Raw genomic sequence first — 17,071 nt, forward strand, 5'->3', positions numbered from 1 at the left:
GGCGGTGACCCGCGGCGGTCGCGGTGCCACGCACGGGCCCCGCGCCCACCGCCGGTGAAGCCCCGCTGCCGGGCAGGGCCGGGAAACGAAACGGGGGCGGACCTGGCCCGCCCCCGGTGTCACCCCGGCAATGCCGCGGGCGGGTGCCCCGCTCAGCCCAGCGGCTCGTCCGACAGGTAGGTGTAACCGGTCAGGCCCGCTTCCAGCGCGGCGTCCAGCTCGGCCGCGCGCGCGGCCGGCAGGTTGGCCGCCGCCACGCGCTGCCGGTAGGCCGCGCGCAGGTCGTCCAGGCGGTAGCCGACGTAGTCGAGCATCACGTCGGTGGTGTCGCCGCGGCGCTGCTGGGCGATGCGGTAGCCGCTGCCATCGACCGTGACCTCCACCGCGTCGGTGTCGCCGAACAGGTTGTGGATGTCGCCGAGGATTTCCTGGTAGGCGCCGACCAGGAAGAAGCCGATGCGGTAGCGCTCGCCATGGCCCACCGAATGCAGCGGCAGCGAGCTGTCCAGGCTCTCGTTCTCGACGTAGGTCTTGACCATGCCGTCCGAATCGCAGGTCATGTCGGCGATCACGCCGCGGCGGTCCGGGCGCTCGTTCAGGCGCTCGATCGGCACGATCGGGAACACCTGGTCGATGGCCCAGGCATCGGGGATCGACTCGAACACGCTGAAATTGACGAAGTACTTGTCGACCAGGCGGTCGTTCAGCTCGTCCAGTGCGGGGCGATGGCTCTTCTCGTCGTAGCTCAGGCGCGCGCGCACGCCGTTGGCGATGGCGTAGAACAGGTCGTCGATGCGCGCACGCTGCGGCAGGTCGATCTGGCCCAGCGCGTAGGCGCTCAGGCCTTCGGCGTGGAAGTGCTGCGCTTCCTGGAACAGTTCCACCGCCGGGCGCTGGTCCAGTTCGTCGTGGATCTCGCGCAGGTGGCGGATCGCGGCCGGCTCGTCGTCATGCGCCTCGGGAATGCGGCCATCGGCGGCCTGCTCCACTTCGGACACGTTGGCGATCAGCACCGCATGGTGCGCGGTCATCGCGCGGCCGCACTCGGTGACGATGCGCGGCGGCGGCAGCGCGTGCGCTTCGCAGGCCTCGGCCAGCGGCTGCACGATGTTGCTGGCGTAGGCATTCAGGCCGTAGTTGATCGAGCAGTAGCTGCGCGAGCGGGTGCCTTCGTAGTCGATGCCCAGGCCGCCGCCGACGTCGACGTGGCTGATCTTCGCGCCCAGGCGCGAGAGCTCGACGAAGTAGCGGGTGGCCTCGCGCATGCCGTTGGCGATGTCGCGCACGTTGCTGATCTGGCTGCCCATGTGGAAGTGCAGCAGGTTCAGGCAGTCGGCGTACTCGGTGTCGCGCAGCGACTTCCACAGGTCCAGCAGCTGCCGTGGCGACAGCCCGAACTTGGCCTTGTCGCCGCCGCTGTTCTGCCACTTGCCGGCACCCAGCGACGCCAGGCGCATGCGCACGCCCAGGCCCGGCTTCACCTCCAGCGCCCTGGATTCCTCCAGCACCAGCTTCAGCTCGGACGGCTTCTCGATGACGATGTAGGTCTGCAGGCCGAGCTTGCGGCCGATCAGCGCCAGGCGGATGTACTCGCGGTCCTTGTAGCCGTTGCAGACGATCAGCCCGCCCGGCCGGCTCAGCGCCAGCACCGCCATCAGCTCCGGCTTGGAGCCGGCCTCCAGGCCGAAGCCCTCGCCGTGGTGGCTGGCCAGGGTGCCGGCCACGCCACGGTGCTGGTTGACCTTGATCGGATACACGGCGGTGTAGCCGCCGTGGTAGTCCCAGTCGCGCTGGGCCTGGGCGAACGCCGCCTGCAGCTTGCCCAGGCGCTCGCCGAGGATGTCCGGGAAGCGCACCAGCAGCGGCAGCTTGGCGCCGGCGGCCCGTGCCGAATCGACGATTTCAGGCAGCGATACGGCCGGGCCCTGCGCGCCGGTGGGGCGCACCACGACATGCCCGGCGGCATCGACGTCGAAGTAACCGTCGGACCAGTGCGGGATCGAATAGGTCTTGCGGGCCTGGTCGAGGGACCAATCGCTCATCGGCGTAGCAACTCTCGGCTGTGGATAAAAAGGACGCGCATTCTAACGCCAGCGGGGCAGCGGTCCGTTACAATCCGCGCCCGCGCCTCCCCCCCTGCCCCCGCGGAGCCGGGTCCAGGGGCGGAAATACGGCGGAATCCCCGCCGTGCCGGGGCTCGCCGCCCCCTCATCCGCCCCTCCGGGGCCCCTTCTCCCGGCGGCGGGGGAAGGGAAATGTCCATCGCACCCAGGAATCCCCATGACCACCCACGACAACTGGTTCATCGAACACTTCCAGCCGACCGGCTCGGCCATCGGTTTCCGCGTCACCGGCAAGCTGGACGAAGTGCAGTCGCCGTTCCAGAAGATCGAGATCTACGACAGCACCGACTGGGGCAAGCTGATGGTCATCGACGGCGCCATGATGCTGACCAGCAAGGACAACTTCTTCTACCACGAGATGATCAGCCACCCGGTGCTGTTCACCCACCCGGCGCCCAAGCGCGTGGTGATCATCGGCGGTGGCGACTGCGGCACCCTGCGCGAGGTGCTCAAGCACCCGGGCGTTGAAAGCGCCACCCAGTGCGACATCGACGAGCAGGTCACGCGCATGGCCGAGAAGTACTTCCCGGAACTGTGCGAATCCAACGGCGACGCCCGTGCCGAGCTGCTGTTCGACGACGGCGTGGCCTACATGGCCAACTGCGCGCCGGGCAGCGTCGACGTGGTGATCGTGGACTCCACCGACCCGGTCGGCCCGGCCGAGGGCCTGTTCAACAAGGCGTTCTTCGAAAGCTGCTTCCGCGCGTTGAAGGACGACGGCCTGCTGGTGCAGCAGAGCGAATCGCCGCTGGCGCTGCTGGACCTGATCAAGGACATGCGCGCGGAAATGGGCAAGGCCGGCTTCCAGTCGTTCAAGACCCTGCCGTTCCCACAGCCGTGCTACCCGACCGGCTGGTGGTCGGTGACCGTGGCCAGCAAGCAGGCCGGCTTCGGCTTCGGCTTCCGCGAAGAAGACGCCGCCGCCAAGCCGTTCGACACGCTGTACTACACCGCCCCGCTGCACACCGGGGTGCTGGTCAGCCCGCCGTTCGTGGCCAAGGCGCTGGGCGAGTAAGCCCGCGCCACACCGCAGCGACGTACCCCAACCCCGCGCCGGCCACCGGCGCGGGGTTTTCGTTGGTTCTCCAGGCGCCGCGCAGCACCCGGTCCACCCGGCTGCCGGATGCAGCCATCGCGTTGCCTGGCGCCCGAAGGGCGCTGGAACCATGCCGGACGACCCATTGACTACAACTGTAGTCAAACGCTAGCTTCGGGTGGATTCTCCAACGCAGGCCAGTCGATGCGTCCCTTTGCCCGGGTATGTGGTTTCGTCCTGCTGATGTACAGCGCAGTCGCGTTGGCACAGCAGCCTCCCACGGCCGATGAACTGCGCCGCCTGGTCGACAGCTACGCCGATCACCGTGGCTTCAACGGCACCGTGCTGGTGGCGCGGGGAGACCGGGTGCTGCTGCGCGCCGCTTACGGCCAGGCCAATGTTGAATGGGCAACGCCCAACCGGGTGGAAGGGCGCTATCGGGTCGGCTCGCTGAGCAAGCCGCTGGTCGCCACGCTCACCATGCAGCTGGTCCAGCAGGGCACGCTGCGGTTGGACGGGACACTGGGCGAATACCTGCCGGCGCTCTACGCCGGGACGCCTGCGGCGAAGGTGACGGTGGCCCAGCTGCTCAGCCACACCTCGGGGCTTGCCGACGTCCCCGGGCGCTACACCGACCCGTGGTGGCAGACCGCCGCGCGCCGCAGCTATGCGCCGATGGACTTCGCGCGCGAGTGGATCAAGCCGGCGCTGCTGGAGAGCCCGGGCCAGCAGTGGCGGTGCAACAACAATGGCTTCTTCCTGCTCGGTCTGCTGATCGAACAGGCCACCGGGCGGCCTCTTGCGGACAACCTGCAGGAGCGGATCTTCGCCCCGGCAGGCATGGCCGCCAGTGGCGTTTTCAACGGCAGGTCGGTGCTGGAACGGCTCGCCGCAGGCTACACCCGCACCGCGGACGGCAGCCTGGTGCAGCCGCAGTGGATCGACCCGAGCGTGTCGTTCGCGGCCGCGGGCATCTACACCACGGTCGATGACCTCTACCGCTTCGACCGGGCGCTGTATGGCGAGCGCCTGCTGAGCCACGACACGCGGCGCCAGATGCTGACAGCGCAGGCGTCGCATTATGGGTTCGGGTGGAATGTCGATGACTGGACACTGCCCGATGGCGCCCGCCTGCGGGTCGTTTCCCACACCGGCAGCGTACCGGGCTACCAGAGCTATTACCTGCGCTCCGAGTCGCACGAGGACTGCGTCATCATCCTCGACAATTTCTGGCAGGGCGCGCTTGTGCTGACAATGGGCCAGGACCTCATGGAGGTGCTCAACGGCAAGCCGATGCAACCGGCAAAGCGGAGCCTGGACGACCTGCTGACCCCGATCGCCTATCACCAGGGACTCAAGGCCATGACGGCGGCCTATGAAGGGCTGGGGGTGCGCCGCGACGACTACGACCACAGCGAGAGGGCGCTGAACGCGCTGGGCTACAAGTTCCTCCGCGCGGGCCGCAAGGACGAGGCGGTCAGCGTATTTGAATGGGGCGTGGCGGCGTATCCCGGTTCGGCCAACACCCACGACAGTCTCGGGGAGGCGTATCGCGCGGCCGGGCGGCTGGATGCAGCGCGCGAAAGCTACCGCACCGCCTTGAAGCTCGATCCGGCCAGCCGCAGCGCCCGCGCGGCGCTGGAGGCAATGGGGGCGGGCAAGCAACCCGGGGACAGCGGCGATTGAGGCATCGGTGCCGCCCTGTCCTCGCCTGGGCCGGGCGCTCTCCTTTCCCGCGCGGGCCCTGTCCCGCTGGATCGCCTTCGTGGCCCGGGCATCGGCGGAGCGCCCGGGGCTTCCGTCCGGAACGACCCCGCGTTGCGTCTTTCGCTTATCGCGCCCCGCGGCGCCCGCAGGCCCACCGGACCCAGCGGCTTCAGCGCCGGAGACGAGCGCGCGGATGCGCAGCGCTTGGTTCAGGACGGGGATCGGTCACCCGGTTGTCGCCTGGGAGCCCGCTGCACAGCGGTACCGACCAGTGCCCGGCCTGCCCGGGCACGCACGCCATGGTTCGCGGCTCGCGCGCCGCGATGGGCAACACCGGTTGCGGCCCGCCAGCCGCGCTCAGCCCTGGAAATCGCGCCAGAGCGGAATGCCGCGCCGGCGTGCATTCCAGCGCCCGTACAACCCCATCGACAGGCCGAACAGCACGCCGGCCAGCACCGCGGCCAGCAGCACCATGCCCACCGGCATCTGCGAACGGCGCCACAGCATCAACCACATCATCAGGCCCCACACCGGCCCGAAGAAGGCGCCGGTCACAAGGGCGGTGGAAGCGAACCCCGCCATCGGCGGTGGTGCCATGCGCCAGCCCAGCTTCCACAACCAGCGGTACAGCAACGGCGCGGACGTGCCGCGCGGCAGGCCCTTGCAGTCCAGCATCGCCAGCGCCCGCTGCAGGCGCTGGCCGAACTCCCCGTCCAGGCTCGCCATGGCTCAGAGCGCGTCGGCGTCGAGCTCGCCGGTGCGGATGCGCACCACGCTGCCCAGGTCGTACACGAACACCTTGCCGTCGCCGATCTTGCCGGTGCCGGCGGCCTTGACGATGGCCTCCACCACCTCGTCGGCCTGGGCGTCGGTCACAGCGACCTCGATCTTCACCTTGGGTAGGAAATCGACCACGTACTCGGCGCCGCGGTACAGCTCGGTGTGGCCCTTCTGCCGGCCGAAGCCCTTGACCTCGGTGACGGTGATGCCGGCCACGCCGCGCTCGGCGAGCGCCTCGCGCACGTCGTCCAGCTTGAACGGCTTGACGATGGCCATGATCATTTTCATCGGTCGTTTCCCTGTCTGTGTGCCGGGGAAAGCATAGCCTGCCCGGCGCTGACCCGGCAGGCGCGGGACGTGCCGCGCGGACGGCAAGGGATTATCCTGATGCCCCCACGCAACAGAGCCCGATGGCCGTGGTTGCCGGCGGCGCCTAACCTGCCAGCCTGCCCCGCGGAGACGCCCCCATGATCGACCTCAACCACATCGATGCGCTGGCCCGTCGCCTGAGCGAGCTGGTGCCGCCGGGCCTGCGCGAATCGCGCGAGGAACTGCAGGCCACCTTCAAGAGTGCGCTGCAGGCCGGCCTGGCCAAACTGGACCTGGTCACCCGCGAGGAGTTCGAAGTGCAGCGCGCCGTGCTGCTGCGCACCCGCGAGAAGCTGGACGCCCTGGAACAGGCCGTCGCCGCACTGGAAAAGCGCCCCGCCGGCGACGCCTGAGCCACGCCCATGAGCCTGGCGCTGGTGCACAGCCGTGCCCGCGCCGGGGTGGATGCGCCGCCGGTACGGGTCGAAGTGCACCTGTCCGGCGGGCTGCCCTGCACCCAGATCGTGGGCCTGCCCGAAGCGGCGGTACGCGAATCGCGCGACCGGGTGCGCGCGGCCATTCTCTGCGCACAGTTCGAGTTCCCGGCCCGGCGCATCACCATCAACCTGGCCCCGGCCGACCTGCCCAAGGACGGCGGCCGTTTCGACCTGCCCATCGCACTGGGCATTCTCGCCGCCAGCGGCCAGATCGACCGCCAGGCGCTGGCCGCGCATGAGTTCATCGGCGAGCTGGCGCTGACCGGCGAGCTGCGTGGTGTGGACGGCGCGCTGCCGGCAGCCATCGCCGCGGCGCGTGAACGGCGCACGCTGGTGGTGGCGCCGGACAACGCCGACGAGGCCGCGCTGGCGCGGCAGGCGACGGTCAAGGTCGCGCGTACCCTGCTGGAGGTCTGCGCCGGCCTGGCTGGCGAGAAGACCCTGCCCGACGCGCAGGTCAGCACCTGCGACCCCGCGCCGCTGCCGGACCTGGCCGACGTGCGCGGCCATGCGCAGGCCCGCCGCGCACTGGAGATCGCCGCCGCCGGCGGCCACCATTTGCTGCTGGTCGGTTCGCCCGGCTGCGGCAAGACCCTGCTGGCCTCGCGGCTGCCCGGCATCCTGCCCGAGGCCAGCGAGGCCGAAGCGCTGGAAACGGCGGCCATCGCCTCGGCCGGGCGCCACGGCGTGGACCCGACACGCTGGCGGCAACGGCCCTACCGCGCCCCGCACCACACCGCCAGCGCGGTCGCCCTGGTCGGCGGCGGCGCACTGCCGCGGCCCGGCGAGATCTCGCGGGCGCACAACGGCGTGTTGTTCCTGGATGAATTGCCCGAATGGAAGCGGCAGACGCTCGAAGTGCTGCGCGAGCCGCTGGAATCGGGCGTGGTCACCATCGCGCGGGCCGCGCGCAGCACCGAGTTCCCGGCCCGCTTCCAGCTGGTGGCGGCGATGAACCCGTGCCCGTGCGGCTGGGCCGGCGACCGCAGCGGCCGTTGCCGCTGCTCGGCCGACGCGATCGCCCGCTACCGCGCGCGCATTTCCGGCCCGCTGCTGGACCGCATCGACCTGCAGCTGCAGGTGCCACGGCTGCCACCGACCGAACTGCGCGGCGATGCTCCGCCCACCGAAACCAGCGCCGCCGTGCAGGCCCGCGTAGCGCAGGCACGTACCCGCCAGCTGCAACGTGCCGGTACCCCCAACGCCCGCCTCGACCCGGGACAGACCTCGCACCACTGCATGCTGACCGCCGCCGACCAGGCCATGCTCGAACAGGCGATGGAACGCCTGCAACTGTCCGCGCGCTCGATGCACCGCATCCTGCGCGTGGCCCGCACCATCGCCGACCTGGCCGGTGGCGGCCCCATCGAACGCACGCACCTGGCCGAAGCCATCGGCTACCGCCAGCTGGATCGCGCCGCCGGCGATTGAGCGCGGCGCATTCGCGCCCGGCCCGGTACGTCGGCGCGGCCGCAGCTGGCGGCGCGCACGCCATTCAGCGACGCGATGCCCACGGGCGCCACGAAGCGTCGGATGCGCACCCGGCCCACGGCTGCACGCGGCAGGCCGTGCGCGCGTTCGCGTTCCAGTCGCCACGTATGCGACGACAATGGCCGACTATGGACCTTCCCTCGCGTGGAGCCGGACATGGACAGGATTCAGCGCCCTTTCTTCCCGATCATCTACGTGCGCGGCTATGCCATGACCCGCGCGGAGATCGTCGAGACCACCTCCACGCCGTTCATGGGGCTGGAGGCCGGTTCCACCAAGATCCGCCAGGCCCAGGACGGCTCGGTGGTGAAGTTCGTGTTCGAGTCGCCGCTGGTGCGGCTGATGAAGGACTACGGCTACCGCGACGTCTATGACGGCGGTGCCGAGCTGCGCAGTGGCATTTCGCCACGCAGCATCGTGATCCACCGGTATTACGATGTGGCCGACCCGGCGTTCGGCGACGGCAAGGCGCCGTCGATCACCGAGGCCGCGGCCAGTCTGGGCCGGCGCATCCTGGAGCTGCGCGACAGCGTGTGCGGCAACAACGCCAGCCAGCGTCGCGACTTCCGCGTGTACCTGGTGGCGCACTCGATGGGCGGGCTGATCTGCCGCTGCCTGCTGCAGAACCCGGAGGTGGCCAGCGCCGAGGCACGCACGCTGGTGGACAAGGTGTTCACCTACGCCACCCCGCACAACGGCATCGACATCGCCGGCATCAACGTGCCCGACCTGCTGTCGATCAACGACATGAACAACTTCAACCGCGGCAACATGGCGCGCTACCTGAAGGTGCCCCGGGACAAGGTCAACACGCTGGGCGATTCCGGCTTCCCGCCCGAGCGCATGTTCTGCCTGATCGGCACCAACAGCCGCGACTACGCGGTGGCGCGCGGGCTGTCCTCGTTCGCGGTCGGCGCGCTTAGCGATGGCCTGGTGCGCATCGCCAATGCGTACGTCGAGGGCGCGCCGCGCGCCTTCGTCAACCGCAGCCACAGCGGCTACTTCGGCATCGTCAATTCCGAGGAGGGCTACCAGAATCTGTCGCGCTTCCTGTTCGGCGATATCTGCGCCACCGCGCAGCTGGACATCACCGCGCTGGCCCTGCCACCGGAGGTCGAGGCCGCGCGCAGGCGTGGCAGGCGGGTGCGTTCGTCGTATTACATCGAGGCCACGGTGGCGCCGCGCGGCGCCTATACCTACCAGCTCACCGCGCGCACCCAGGCCAACGAATCGGCGGTGCGCCGCGAGTACGACGACATCTTCGACGCCGACGGCAACGTGCGCCGCGACGCGCGCGCGCCGGTGCTGTTTTCTGTGTTCCTGGACAGCCGCCGCATCACCGCCGGCAGCGAGGTCGCCTTCTCCATCGAGCTGGCGGTGTGCAACGCCGGCTACGAGGTCGATGGCGCGCTGTTCCTGAAGAACCACATTCCCGGCGAGTACCTGTTCCGCAACACGCTGGTGCTGTTCGCCCGGCCCGAAGGCGACCGCTGGCGGCTGCGCTATGTCTGGGCTGACGACCACTGGGCCGGTGGCCCGAAGACCCAGGCCGAACTGGACGAAGCCAGCACGCGGGCCATCGGCATCGCCCAGCAGGCGCCGGACGTGTTCACGGTGCCGGTGGCCTCGGCCAAGGGCTTCGCCGCGGAACTGAAGATCGCGCTGTCGCAGTGGGTGTGAGGCGGTAACGGGTCGCTTGCGGCGGTGTTCTCCGGTTGCCGCTGCAACGCAGGCGGGCCCACGCCAGCGTCACGGCGGCCTGCGCGGCACCGGCACGCATGACCACGCCGCGCCCGACCTGCAACGGTTTGAAGTGATTGCGGCGCCCTGTCGCCGATCTTCGCGCGCCAGGGCTTGGGCTTGCGCAAGCACACCCAGGCCAGCGCGGTGCGGCGCGCACGGGATCCGGGCGGCACCCGGCGCCGGCTCTGCCGGGCCCAGCGCGAAGGCACACCCCCGCGCCTGCCTCGTCGGGGCGCGCCGTCGCGCTAGTGGAAATCCCGCGATTGGGTGCGCAGGTCGCCGAGCAGGTGGCTGAGGTCGTGCAGGTCGCGCGCGACCAGATGCTGCACGCCATCGACCTGCTCCCAGCGGCCGCGCACCGCCATCAGCCGCGCACCCAGCAGCACCTTGCGCCGGCGCGCGGCCAGGGCCTGCCAGACCACCACATTGAGCGGGCCATGCTCGTCCTCGAGGGTGACGAACACCGTGCCCTTGGCCGTGCCCGGGCGCTGCCGCTGCACCACGATGCCGGCCACATGGGCGCCGCGCCCGTGCGGCAGTTGCCGGACCTGGGCGATGTCGAGCACGCGCTCGCGCTGCAGCCGCGCGCGCAGCAGCGACAGCGGGTGTTCGCCGAGGGTGAGGCCAAGCACCCGGTAATCGGCCAGCGCCTCCTCGCCGGCCGAAGGCGCCGGCAGCGACACCGCGTCCTCGTCGGGGCTGCCGGGCAACAGCGGGCGCTGCCGCTCGATGCCGGCCACTTCCCAGCGTGCGGCGTGGCGGTGCCCGGCCAGCGCCTGCAGCGCGCCGGACTCGGCCAGCGCGCGCCGCGCCCGCTCGTCCAGGCCGGCGCGCAGGCACAGGTCGCGCACGTCGGTGAACGGGCGCCTGGCCCGCGCGGCGACGATCGCCAGCGCCGCGCCTTGCGGCAACCCGGCCACCTGGCGCAGGCCCAGGCGGATGCCGGGCTGGCCGTCGTCATCGCCCGGGCCACGGCGTACGCGCCCGCCTTCCAGGGTGTTGTCCCAGTCGCTGCGGGTCACGTCCACCGGCAGCACCTCCACCGCGCGGCGTCCGCCGCGGCCGGCGCGGCGCGCGTCCTGGACGATCTCGCTGGGCGAATAGAAGCCCATCGGCTGCGCGTTGAGCAGCGCGCAGGCGAAGGCCGCCGGTTCATGCCGCTTGAGCCAGCTGCTGATGTAGACCAGCTTGGCGAACGAGGCGGCGTGGCTCTGCGGGAAGCCGTAGGAGCCGAACCCTTTTATCTGCTCGAAGATCTGCTCGATGAATGCGTCCGAGTAGTGCTTCTGCTTCATCAACGCGCGGATCTTCTCGCGGTGCGGCTCCATATCGCCACCGCGGCCCCAGGCCGCCATCGAGCGCCGCAGGTGGTCCGCTTCGTGCTCCTGGTAGCCGGCATGGATCACCAGCTCCATCACCTGTTCCTGGAACAGGGGAATGCCCAGCGTGGGCTTCAAAATGTCCCGGATGCCATCGGAGGGGTAGGTCACCTCCTCGCGGCCCTGCCGCCGCCGCAGGTACGGATGCACCATGTCGCCCTGGATCGGCCCCGGACGCACGATCGCCACCTCGATCACCAGGTCGTAGAAGCACGCCGGCTTCAGCCGCGGCAGCATGCTCATCTGCGCGCGCGATTCGATCTGGAACACGCCCACGGTGTCGGCGGCCTGGATCATGGCGTAGGTCGGTTCGTCGCCGGCCGGCAACCGCGCCAGGTCGATGCGCTGGCCGCGGTGGCGCTCCACCAGCTCCAGTGCCTTGCGGATGCAGGTGAGCATGCCCAGCGCCAGGCAGTCGACCTTGAGCAGCTTCATCGTCTCCAGGTCGTCCTTGTCCCACTGGATGATGGTGCGCCCGTCCATGGCCGCGTTCTCCACCGGCACCACGGTGGACAGCGGCGCATCGCTGATCACGAAACCGCCCACGTGCTGCGACAGGTGGCGCGGGTGGCCGTTCAACTGCGCGGTGATCGCCATCAGCCGCCGGATCAGCGGGTTGTCCGGGTCGAAGCCGGTCTCGCGCAGGCGCTGCGCCATCGGCACCTCGCCATTGCCCCAGCCGTGGCACCCGGCCAGCAGCGCGATCTGGTCCGGCGGCAGGCCGAAGGCGCGGGCCACGTCGCGCACCGCGCTCCTGCCGCGGTAGCGGATCACCGTGGCCGCCAGCGCGGCGCGGTGGCGGCCGTACTTGGCGTAGACGTACTGCAGCACTTCCTCGCGCCGCTCGTGCTCGAAGTCCACGTCGATGTCCGGCGGCTCGTCGCGCTCGCGCGACAGGAAACGCGCCATCAGCAACCGGCTCTCGGCCGGGTCCACCACGGTGATGCCCAGCGCGAAGCACACCGCGGAATTGGCCGAGGAACCGCGCCCCTGGCACAGGATGCCGTTCTCCTTCGCGAAACGGACGATGTCCTGCACGGTCAGGAAGAACGCCTCGTACTGCTTGTAGGCGATCAGTTCCAGTTCGCTTTCGATCTGCCGGACCACATCGGGCGGCACGCCTTCCGGCCAGCGCTCGCGCATGCCGCGTTCGGTCAGTTCGCGCAGCCAGCTGCCGGGCGTGTGCCCGTCGGGCACCAGCTCGGTCGGGTAGCGGTACTGCAGCTGGCCCAGGTCGAAGCGGCAACGGCGCGCCAGCCGCACCGCGTTCTGCAGCAGCGCAGGCGGATGGATGTTGCCCAGCGCGCGGCGGGTGCGCAGGTGGCGCTCGCCATTGCGGAACAGGTGCGCGCCGCATTCGGCCAGCGGCAGGTTGTGGCGGATGGCGGTCATCGTGTCCTGCAGCATGCGCCGGCGGCGCACGTCCATGTGCACGTCGCCGCTGGCCAGTGGCGTCATCGCCAGCGCATCGGCCAGCGCCAGCAGCTGCTGCAGGCGCGCGGCGTCGTCCTGCTCGCGGTGCAGTTCCACCGCCAGGTGCGCGCGTGCGCCGAACAGCGCCCGCAGCCAGCGCCCCTGTTCCGCCTGCGGCTCGGCGCCCGGCAACCACAACGCGAACAGGCCCGAGGCCTCCGCATCGGCGCCGCCCAGCACCGCTTCCACGTCCGCCCGTGCCAGCCGGTACGTACCCTTGCCGGCCGCCAGGCGGCCGCGGCTGATCAGCTCGCACAGGCGCGTGTAGCCGTCGGCGGTTTCCACCAGCAGCACGCAGCGCAGGCCGCAGGCCAGGGCGAACTCGCTGCCGACCACCAGCTTGACGCCGCTGGCGCGCGCCGCCTCCCAGGCGCGCACGATGCCGGCCAGCGAGCATTCGTCGGTGATCGCCAGCGCTTCGTAACCACAGTCGCGCGCACGCGTGAACAGTTCCTCGGCGCTGGCCGCGCCGCGCAGGAACGAGAAATCCGACAGGCAATGCAGTTCGGCATAGGCCGGCAGGGCGTCCTCGCCGGGCGCGCCGTCGTTGGCGGCCACGCGCCCCAGGCGCTGCGCCACTTCCCAGGCGCGCGGCACGCGGGTGCCGGCATGCGAATCGCGGGCTTCGCGGCGGCTCATGCGAACCACCCGTGCAGCATCCAGCCGCCCTGCTCGCCCGGCGGCGCGAACGCCCAGGCGCGCTGGCCCTGCGAGGTTTCCAGCACGTAGTAGTCGCGGCGCGCGTCGTCGCCGTCCCACCAGCCGCTTTCCAGCCGTTCCGGGCCGGACACGATGCGCAGGCGCGGATCGCGCAGCGGCACCGGCTGCGGCAGCAGCCAGCCCGGGCGCGGCGGCAGCCCCGGCGCGGCATCGCCGATGCGCGCCTCGTCGCCCTGCAGCGGCCGCCAGGCACGCTCCGGGCGCGGATCGCAGGTTGGCGTGATGCGATGCACCGCGCTGTCGCCCAGGCGCGCGCGCAGCCGCTCGCGCAGCTGCGGCCACGGTTGCTGCTGGCGCGTGCGCGGATCGAACAGGTCGCGCGCGGCCGGCACGAACGGCGGCAGTTCGCGGGCCAGCAGGCGCAGCGCCACCACCGGCCGCTCGAGCCGCACCTGCTCCAGGCGGCTGCGCACCAGTTCGAACAGCAGCGCCGGCTCGCGCTCGGCGGCCAGCAGCCCCACCGTCACGTCGCTGTGGCCTTGCTCGTGTTCCAGCCGCAGCACGAAACGCTGCACGCCGCCGTCGCGCACCGACAGGTAAGTGCACAGGTCGCCGACCAGGCGGCGCAGCGGGAACAGCAGCGCGGTGTGGCTCTCGACCTCGTAGCCCAGCTCCAGCCGCGCGTCGAAATGGTCCGGCGGCGCGTAGTACGCCAGCGGGTCGTCGGCCTGGCCATACAGGCGCTCCAGGTGTTCGAGCAGCGGCAGGCCGAAGCGGCGGCGCAGCGCATCGCGCGGCAGCGCGCGCAGCGTGCGCAGGTCGCCGATGCCCATGTGCCGCAGGCGCTCGCCGGTGTCCCCGGGCAACCGCGCGTGCGCCACCGGCACCCGGTCCAGCAGCGCCGTCATCGCCGCCGGCTGGGTGACCGCCAGGCCATCGCCCAGGCCGGCCAGCACCTGCGCCGCGCGCGGCGTCGGCGCCAGCCCGATGCGGTGGCTGAAACCCAGCAGCGCCAGTTCCTCGCGCAGCCGCGCCTCGATGCGCGGCCACGGACCGAGCAGGGCGAAGCTGGCACGCACTTCCAGCACGATGCAGCCGGGCCACTGCGCGCTGACCAGCGAACTGTGGCGGTAGGCCCAGGCAGCCAGGAAGCGCTGCCAGCGCGCCTCGGCCTGCGGATCGTGTTCGACCAGGGCCAGCCCGGGCAGCAGCGCATGCGCCGCGGTCAGGCGCATGCCGGCCTGGACCCCGGCGGCGGCCGCGGCGGCGTTGACCGCCTGCAGGGTGCGCAGCTGCGCCGGGCCGCCGACCAGCGCCAGCGGCGCCTGCGGGTCAGGACAACGGCGCAGGACGGCGTCCAGCGCCAGCTGCGGCAGCAGTACACAGGCCCAGAGCATGGCCGCGCCTCACCGCGTGGCCAGGGCGAAGGCGCGCGCCGGCGCCGGGCCGCCACGGCACTTGCGCACCTGCCAGGCGCTGCCGCCGTGCGCGTCGCGCACCGCTTCCAGGCGCAACGCGGCCGGCGAGGGATTGGCCGCATGGCGGCGGTCGCGCAGGGCGAACCCCAGGCACTGGCCGCTGTCGGCCGCCACCTGCAGCCGCCGCAGCGCCGGGGTGTCGGCCTGCCGCGGCCAGCCCAGCACCGCGGCGCAGGCGCCGCTGCGCAGGCATTGCTCGAACGCCCACAGCGCATCGCGCGGCGTGGCCTGCACGATCTCCAGCCGCTCCAGCGCCACGCCCGCGGCCTGCCAGGCCGGGGCGTAGGGCACATACGGTGGCGCCACCACCGCCACCGTGGCACCGGCCTGGCTCAGCCGCGCCAGCGTGGGCAGCAGCAGCGCCAGCTCGCCCACGCCATCGGCCGGCAACAGCAGTTCGGTCAGTGCGTGCCGCGGCCAGCCGCCCTGCGGCAACAGCGCATCGAGCGCGGCATGGCCGGTGGGCTCGCCCAGCGCCGCGGCCGAGGCACGCCCGGCGTGCCACAGCGTCTGCGCCGCCAGCAGGCTGTCGAGGGCGACCACGGTGCCCATTCAACCCGGGCGTACCAGCCCGCAGTAGACGCCTTCGATGGCGAAATCCTGGCCCGGCCGCACCTCGATCGGCGCATGCGCGCGGTTGCGCGGCAGCAGGTGGATGCGCCGCGGCCCGCGCTGCAGGCGCTTGATGGTCAGCTCGCCATCCACGCGCGCCACCACGGTCTGGCCGTCGCGCGCCTCGGGCGTGCGCTGCACCCCGACCAGGTCGCCGTCGAGGATGCCGTCGTCGATCATCGAATCACCCTGCACCCGCAGCAGGTAATCCGGGCGCAGCGCGAACAGCCGCCGGTCCAGCCAGAACTGCTGGTCCAGGCCGATGTCGGCGCCGATCGGCTGGCCCGCCGCCACCCGCCCCAGTACCGGCAAGGGCAGCAGGTCGGCGTCGCCACCGGGCAGGCGCAGGCCGCGCTTGCGCCCCGGCAGCTGCTCCAGCAGGCCATCGGCCAGCAGCGCCTGCACGTGCTTCTGCGCGGCGTTGCGCGAGGCAAAGCCGAAGGCATCGGCGATCTCGGCCAGGCTGGGCGCGCGCCCGGCCGCCAGCTCCCCGCGCAGGAAGGCGAGGACGGCGGCGCGCTGCGGTGGCAGGTCGGCGGGGATCATGGGTGTACATTTGTACACCCAAGCGAGCGCCGTAGCCAGTGCTGCCCCGCTGCCGCCGCAAAGTGCCGGGGCTGCCCGCCGCCCGCGGGTGGTGCGGGTACTTCCCGGCGCCGCGGCCGATCCCCGGCGCGCCCGCGCCGGAGGCACGGCCCGCGCCGCTAACGCAGGTTTTCGCCGAAGAAACGCAGGGCTTCGTCCACCGCCGCCGCGTGCGTGGCGGCCTTGGGGACCCGGGTGTGGCATAGCGCCTGCAACCGGCTCGCCCCCAGCGGCGTGCATTCGGACAGGAAATCGTAGTGGGCCACGCCGGGGAGGTGGCGGAGCACGGCATTGCCGGCCAGCACCGCGGCCACGTCGCTGTTGCTGGCGGGGGCGGCCACCGCGTCGTCCGTGCCCACCATGATCGACAGCGGGAGCGGCAGCGCCTGCAGTTCCGCCGGGTCGAACGCCTGCACGATCGCCGGCGCCAGCAGGAAAGCCGCGCGCACCCCGGGCAGCGCGCGGGACTGGCCCGCCTGGCGCACATGCGGCGCCAGTTCCGGGGAGGCCGCCGCGGCCAGACGGGCGGCCTGGGTGTGGGTGGGCGACTCGTCCTGCGGCCGGCATACGCCATCGTCGGGGTGCGCGGCGCAGAAACGCGCCAGGCGCGGCATGTCCGGGCGCGCCCCGGCCGCGACCAGCGCGGTGAAGCCACCGGCCGAATACCCGACCAGGCCGAGCCGCGTGGCATCCACATGCGCGCCAAGCACCGGATCCGCCTGCACCGCCGCCAGCGCCGTCGCCAGGTCATCGGCGCGCAGCCAGGGGAGCACGCTGCCGGCCAGGGTCATCGGGTCGATGCCGTTGTTGCCCGGGTGGTCGACCGCAATCACCAGGTAGCCCGCGCGGGCCAGCGCCGTTCCCAGCCACCCCATCATCCGCGCCGTTCCGCCGTTGCCGTGGGACAGCAGCAGGGTGGGAAGCCGCCCGCCGCTGACCGGTGCGCCCTCGACCCGCCCCGCTTCCTGGAACAGCGGGGCGCCGGGCGGGCCGATCGCCAGCGGCGTTTCCGCGGTTGCCGTGTGCGTCGGATACCACACCGTGAAGCGCAGGGCATCGCGCTGCCCGGCATCGCGGATGGCAGCGGTCGCCGAGGTGGCCACGCCGGTCCGTTCGCCCGCCTTGGGCGGCGGCGGGGTGGAAACGAGTTGCAGGGCGCCAAGGGCCAGCGCCAGGGCCGGGTACAGGAAGGGCATCG

Annotated in this window: 13 protein-coding genes; 5 read left to right on the forward strand and 8 right to left on the reverse strand. The window is 71.7% G+C overall.

From position 1 onward, the window contains the following. Nucleotides 1-152: 152 nt before the first annotated feature. A complete protein-coding gene (gene speA, locus AC06E6_RS11695; RefSeq protein ID WP_104937744.1) occupies nt 153-2,042 on the reverse strand; it encodes an arginine decarboxylase in 1,890 nt (629 codons plus the stop codon). A 238-nt stretch (nt 2,043-2,280) separates the two neighbouring features. On the opposite strand from speA, the gene speE reads away from it, so the two are divergent. Both speE and AC06E6_RS11705 read left to right on the forward strand, forming a co-directional pair. Next, entirely contained in the window at nt 2,281-3,138 is an 858-nt protein-coding gene (gene speE / locus AC06E6_RS11700) for a polyamine aminopropyltransferase (RefSeq protein ID WP_161615326.1), read from the forward strand. A 264-nt stretch (nt 3,139-3,402) separates the two neighbouring features. Next, nucleotides 3,403-4,845 carry a serine hydrolase gene (locus AC06E6_RS11705; protein ID WP_478061441.1) on the forward strand — a complete coding sequence of 481 codons (1,443 nt, stop codon included), beginning with the start codon at nt 3,403-3,405 and terminating at the stop codon, nt 4,843-4,845. A 378-nt stretch (nt 4,846-5,223) separates the two neighbouring features. Here the strand turns inward: AC06E6_RS11705 and AC06E6_RS11710 are convergent, their stop codons facing one another. Together AC06E6_RS11710 and AC06E6_RS11715 are read right to left on the reverse strand one after the other, a co-directional pair. Then, on the reverse strand, nt 5,224-5,592 hold the full coding sequence (locus tag AC06E6_RS11710) for a DUF6404 family protein (RefSeq protein ID WP_240213126.1): 369 nt from the start codon (nt 5,590-5,592) through the stop codon (nt 5,224-5,226). A 3-nt stretch (nt 5,593-5,595) separates the two neighbouring features. Further along, a complete protein-coding gene (locus tag AC06E6_RS11715) occupies nt 5,596-5,934 on the reverse strand; it encodes a P-II family nitrogen regulator (RefSeq protein WP_054662546.1) in 339 nt (112 codons plus the stop codon). A 179-nt stretch (nt 5,935-6,113) separates the two neighbouring features. Here AC06E6_RS11715 and ubiK point away from each other — a divergent pair, with 179 nt between their 5' ends. From ubiK to AC06E6_RS11730, 3 genes are all read left to right on the forward strand, one after another. Next, nucleotides 6,114-6,368: a ubiquinone biosynthesis accessory factor UbiK gene (gene ubiK / locus AC06E6_RS11720; RefSeq protein ID WP_161615329.1), complete on the forward strand. Its 255-nt coding sequence runs from the start codon at nt 6,114-6,116 to the stop codon at nt 6,366-6,368. Between the two features lie 9 nt (nt 6,369-6,377). Then, entirely contained in the window at nt 6,378-7,883 is a 1,506-nt protein-coding gene (locus AC06E6_RS11725; RefSeq protein WP_240213127.1) for a YifB family Mg chelatase-like AAA ATPase, read from the forward strand. A gap of 216 nt (nt 7,884-8,099) precedes the next feature. After that, nucleotides 8,100-9,623, forward strand: a complete 1,524-nt coding sequence (locus tag AC06E6_RS11730) for a lipase family alpha/beta hydrolase (RefSeq protein WP_240213128.1) — start codon at nt 8,100-8,102, stop codon at nt 9,621-9,623. A 308-nt stretch (nt 9,624-9,931) separates the two neighbouring features. Here AC06E6_RS11730 and AC06E6_RS11735 read toward each other — a convergent pair whose 3' ends face one another. From AC06E6_RS11735 to AC06E6_RS11755, 5 genes are all read right to left on the reverse strand, one after another. Then, nucleotides 9,932-13,177: an error-prone DNA polymerase gene (locus tag AC06E6_RS11735; protein ID WP_240213129.1), complete on the reverse strand. Its 3,246-nt coding sequence runs from the start codon at nt 13,175-13,177 to the stop codon at nt 9,932-9,934. Further along, a complete protein-coding gene (locus AC06E6_RS11740) occupies nt 13,174-14,595 on the reverse strand; it encodes a Y-family DNA polymerase (protein WP_240213130.1) in 1,422 nt (473 codons plus the stop codon). Before AC06E6_RS11740 ends, AC06E6_RS11735 begins: the two co-directional genes overlap by 4 nt. A 9-nt stretch (nt 14,596-14,604) precedes the next feature. Next, nucleotides 14,605-15,228, reverse strand: coding sequence for a translesion DNA synthesis-associated protein ImuA (gene imuA, locus AC06E6_RS11745; protein ID WP_313233327.1), 624 nt, complete (start codon nt 15,226-15,228; stop codon nt 14,605-14,607). Continuing rightward, a complete protein-coding gene (gene lexA / locus AC06E6_RS11750) occupies nt 15,229-15,834 on the reverse strand; it encodes a transcriptional repressor LexA (RefSeq protein WP_104937734.1) in 606 nt (201 codons plus the stop codon). 158 nt (nt 15,835-15,992) lie between these two features. After that, a complete protein-coding gene (locus AC06E6_RS11755; RefSeq protein ID WP_240213131.1) occupies nt 15,993-17,069 on the reverse strand; it encodes an alpha/beta hydrolase family protein in 1,077 nt (358 codons plus the stop codon). Nucleotides 17,070-17,071: the final 2 nt, after the last annotated feature.

Source organism: Stenotrophomonas sp. Steno-Z10-HUANG, from assembly GCF_056393075.1.

Coding starts and splice junctions, on each gene's coding strand:
- speA (WP_104937744.1), bottom strand. CDS start 2,042: ATGAGCGATTGGTCCCTCGACCAGGCCCGCAAGACCTATTCGATCCCG.
- speE (WP_161615326.1), top strand. CDS start 2,281: ATGACCACCCACGACAACTGGTTCATCGAACACTTCCAGCCGACCGGC.
- AC06E6_RS11705 (WP_478061441.1), top strand. CDS start 3,403: ATGTACAGCGCAGTCGCGTTGGCACAGCAGCCTCCCACGGCCGATGAA.
- AC06E6_RS11710 (WP_240213126.1), bottom strand. CDS start 5,592: ATGGCGAGCCTGGACGGGGAGTTCGGCCAGCGCCTGCAGCGGGCGCTG.
- AC06E6_RS11715 (WP_054662546.1), bottom strand. CDS start 5,934: ATGAAAATGATCATGGCCATCGTCAAGCCGTTCAAGCTGGACGACGTG.
- ubiK (WP_161615329.1), top strand. CDS start 6,114: ATGATCGACCTCAACCACATCGATGCGCTGGCCCGTCGCCTGAGCGAG.
- AC06E6_RS11725 (WP_240213127.1), top strand. CDS start 6,378: ATGAGCCTGGCGCTGGTGCACAGCCGTGCCCGCGCCGGGGTGGATGCG.
- AC06E6_RS11730 (WP_240213128.1), top strand. CDS start 8,100: ATGGACAGGATTCAGCGCCCTTTCTTCCCGATCATCTACGTGCGCGGC.
- AC06E6_RS11735 (WP_240213129.1), bottom strand. CDS start 13,177: ATGAGCCGCCGCGAAGCCCGCGATTCGCATGCCGGCACCCGCGTGCCG.
- AC06E6_RS11740 (WP_240213130.1), bottom strand. CDS start 14,595: ATGCTCTGGGCCTGTGTACTGCTGCCGCAGCTGGCGCTGGACGCCGTC.
- imuA (WP_313233327.1), bottom strand. CDS start 15,228: ATGGGCACCGTGGTCGCCCTCGACAGCCTGCTGGCGGCGCAGACGCTG.
- lexA (WP_104937734.1), bottom strand. CDS start 15,834: ATGATCCCCGCCGACCTGCCACCGCAGCGCGCCGCCGTCCTCGCCTTC.
- AC06E6_RS11755 (WP_240213131.1), bottom strand. CDS start 17,069: ATGCCCTTCCTGTACCCGGCCCTGGCGCTGGCCCTTGGCGCCCTGCAA.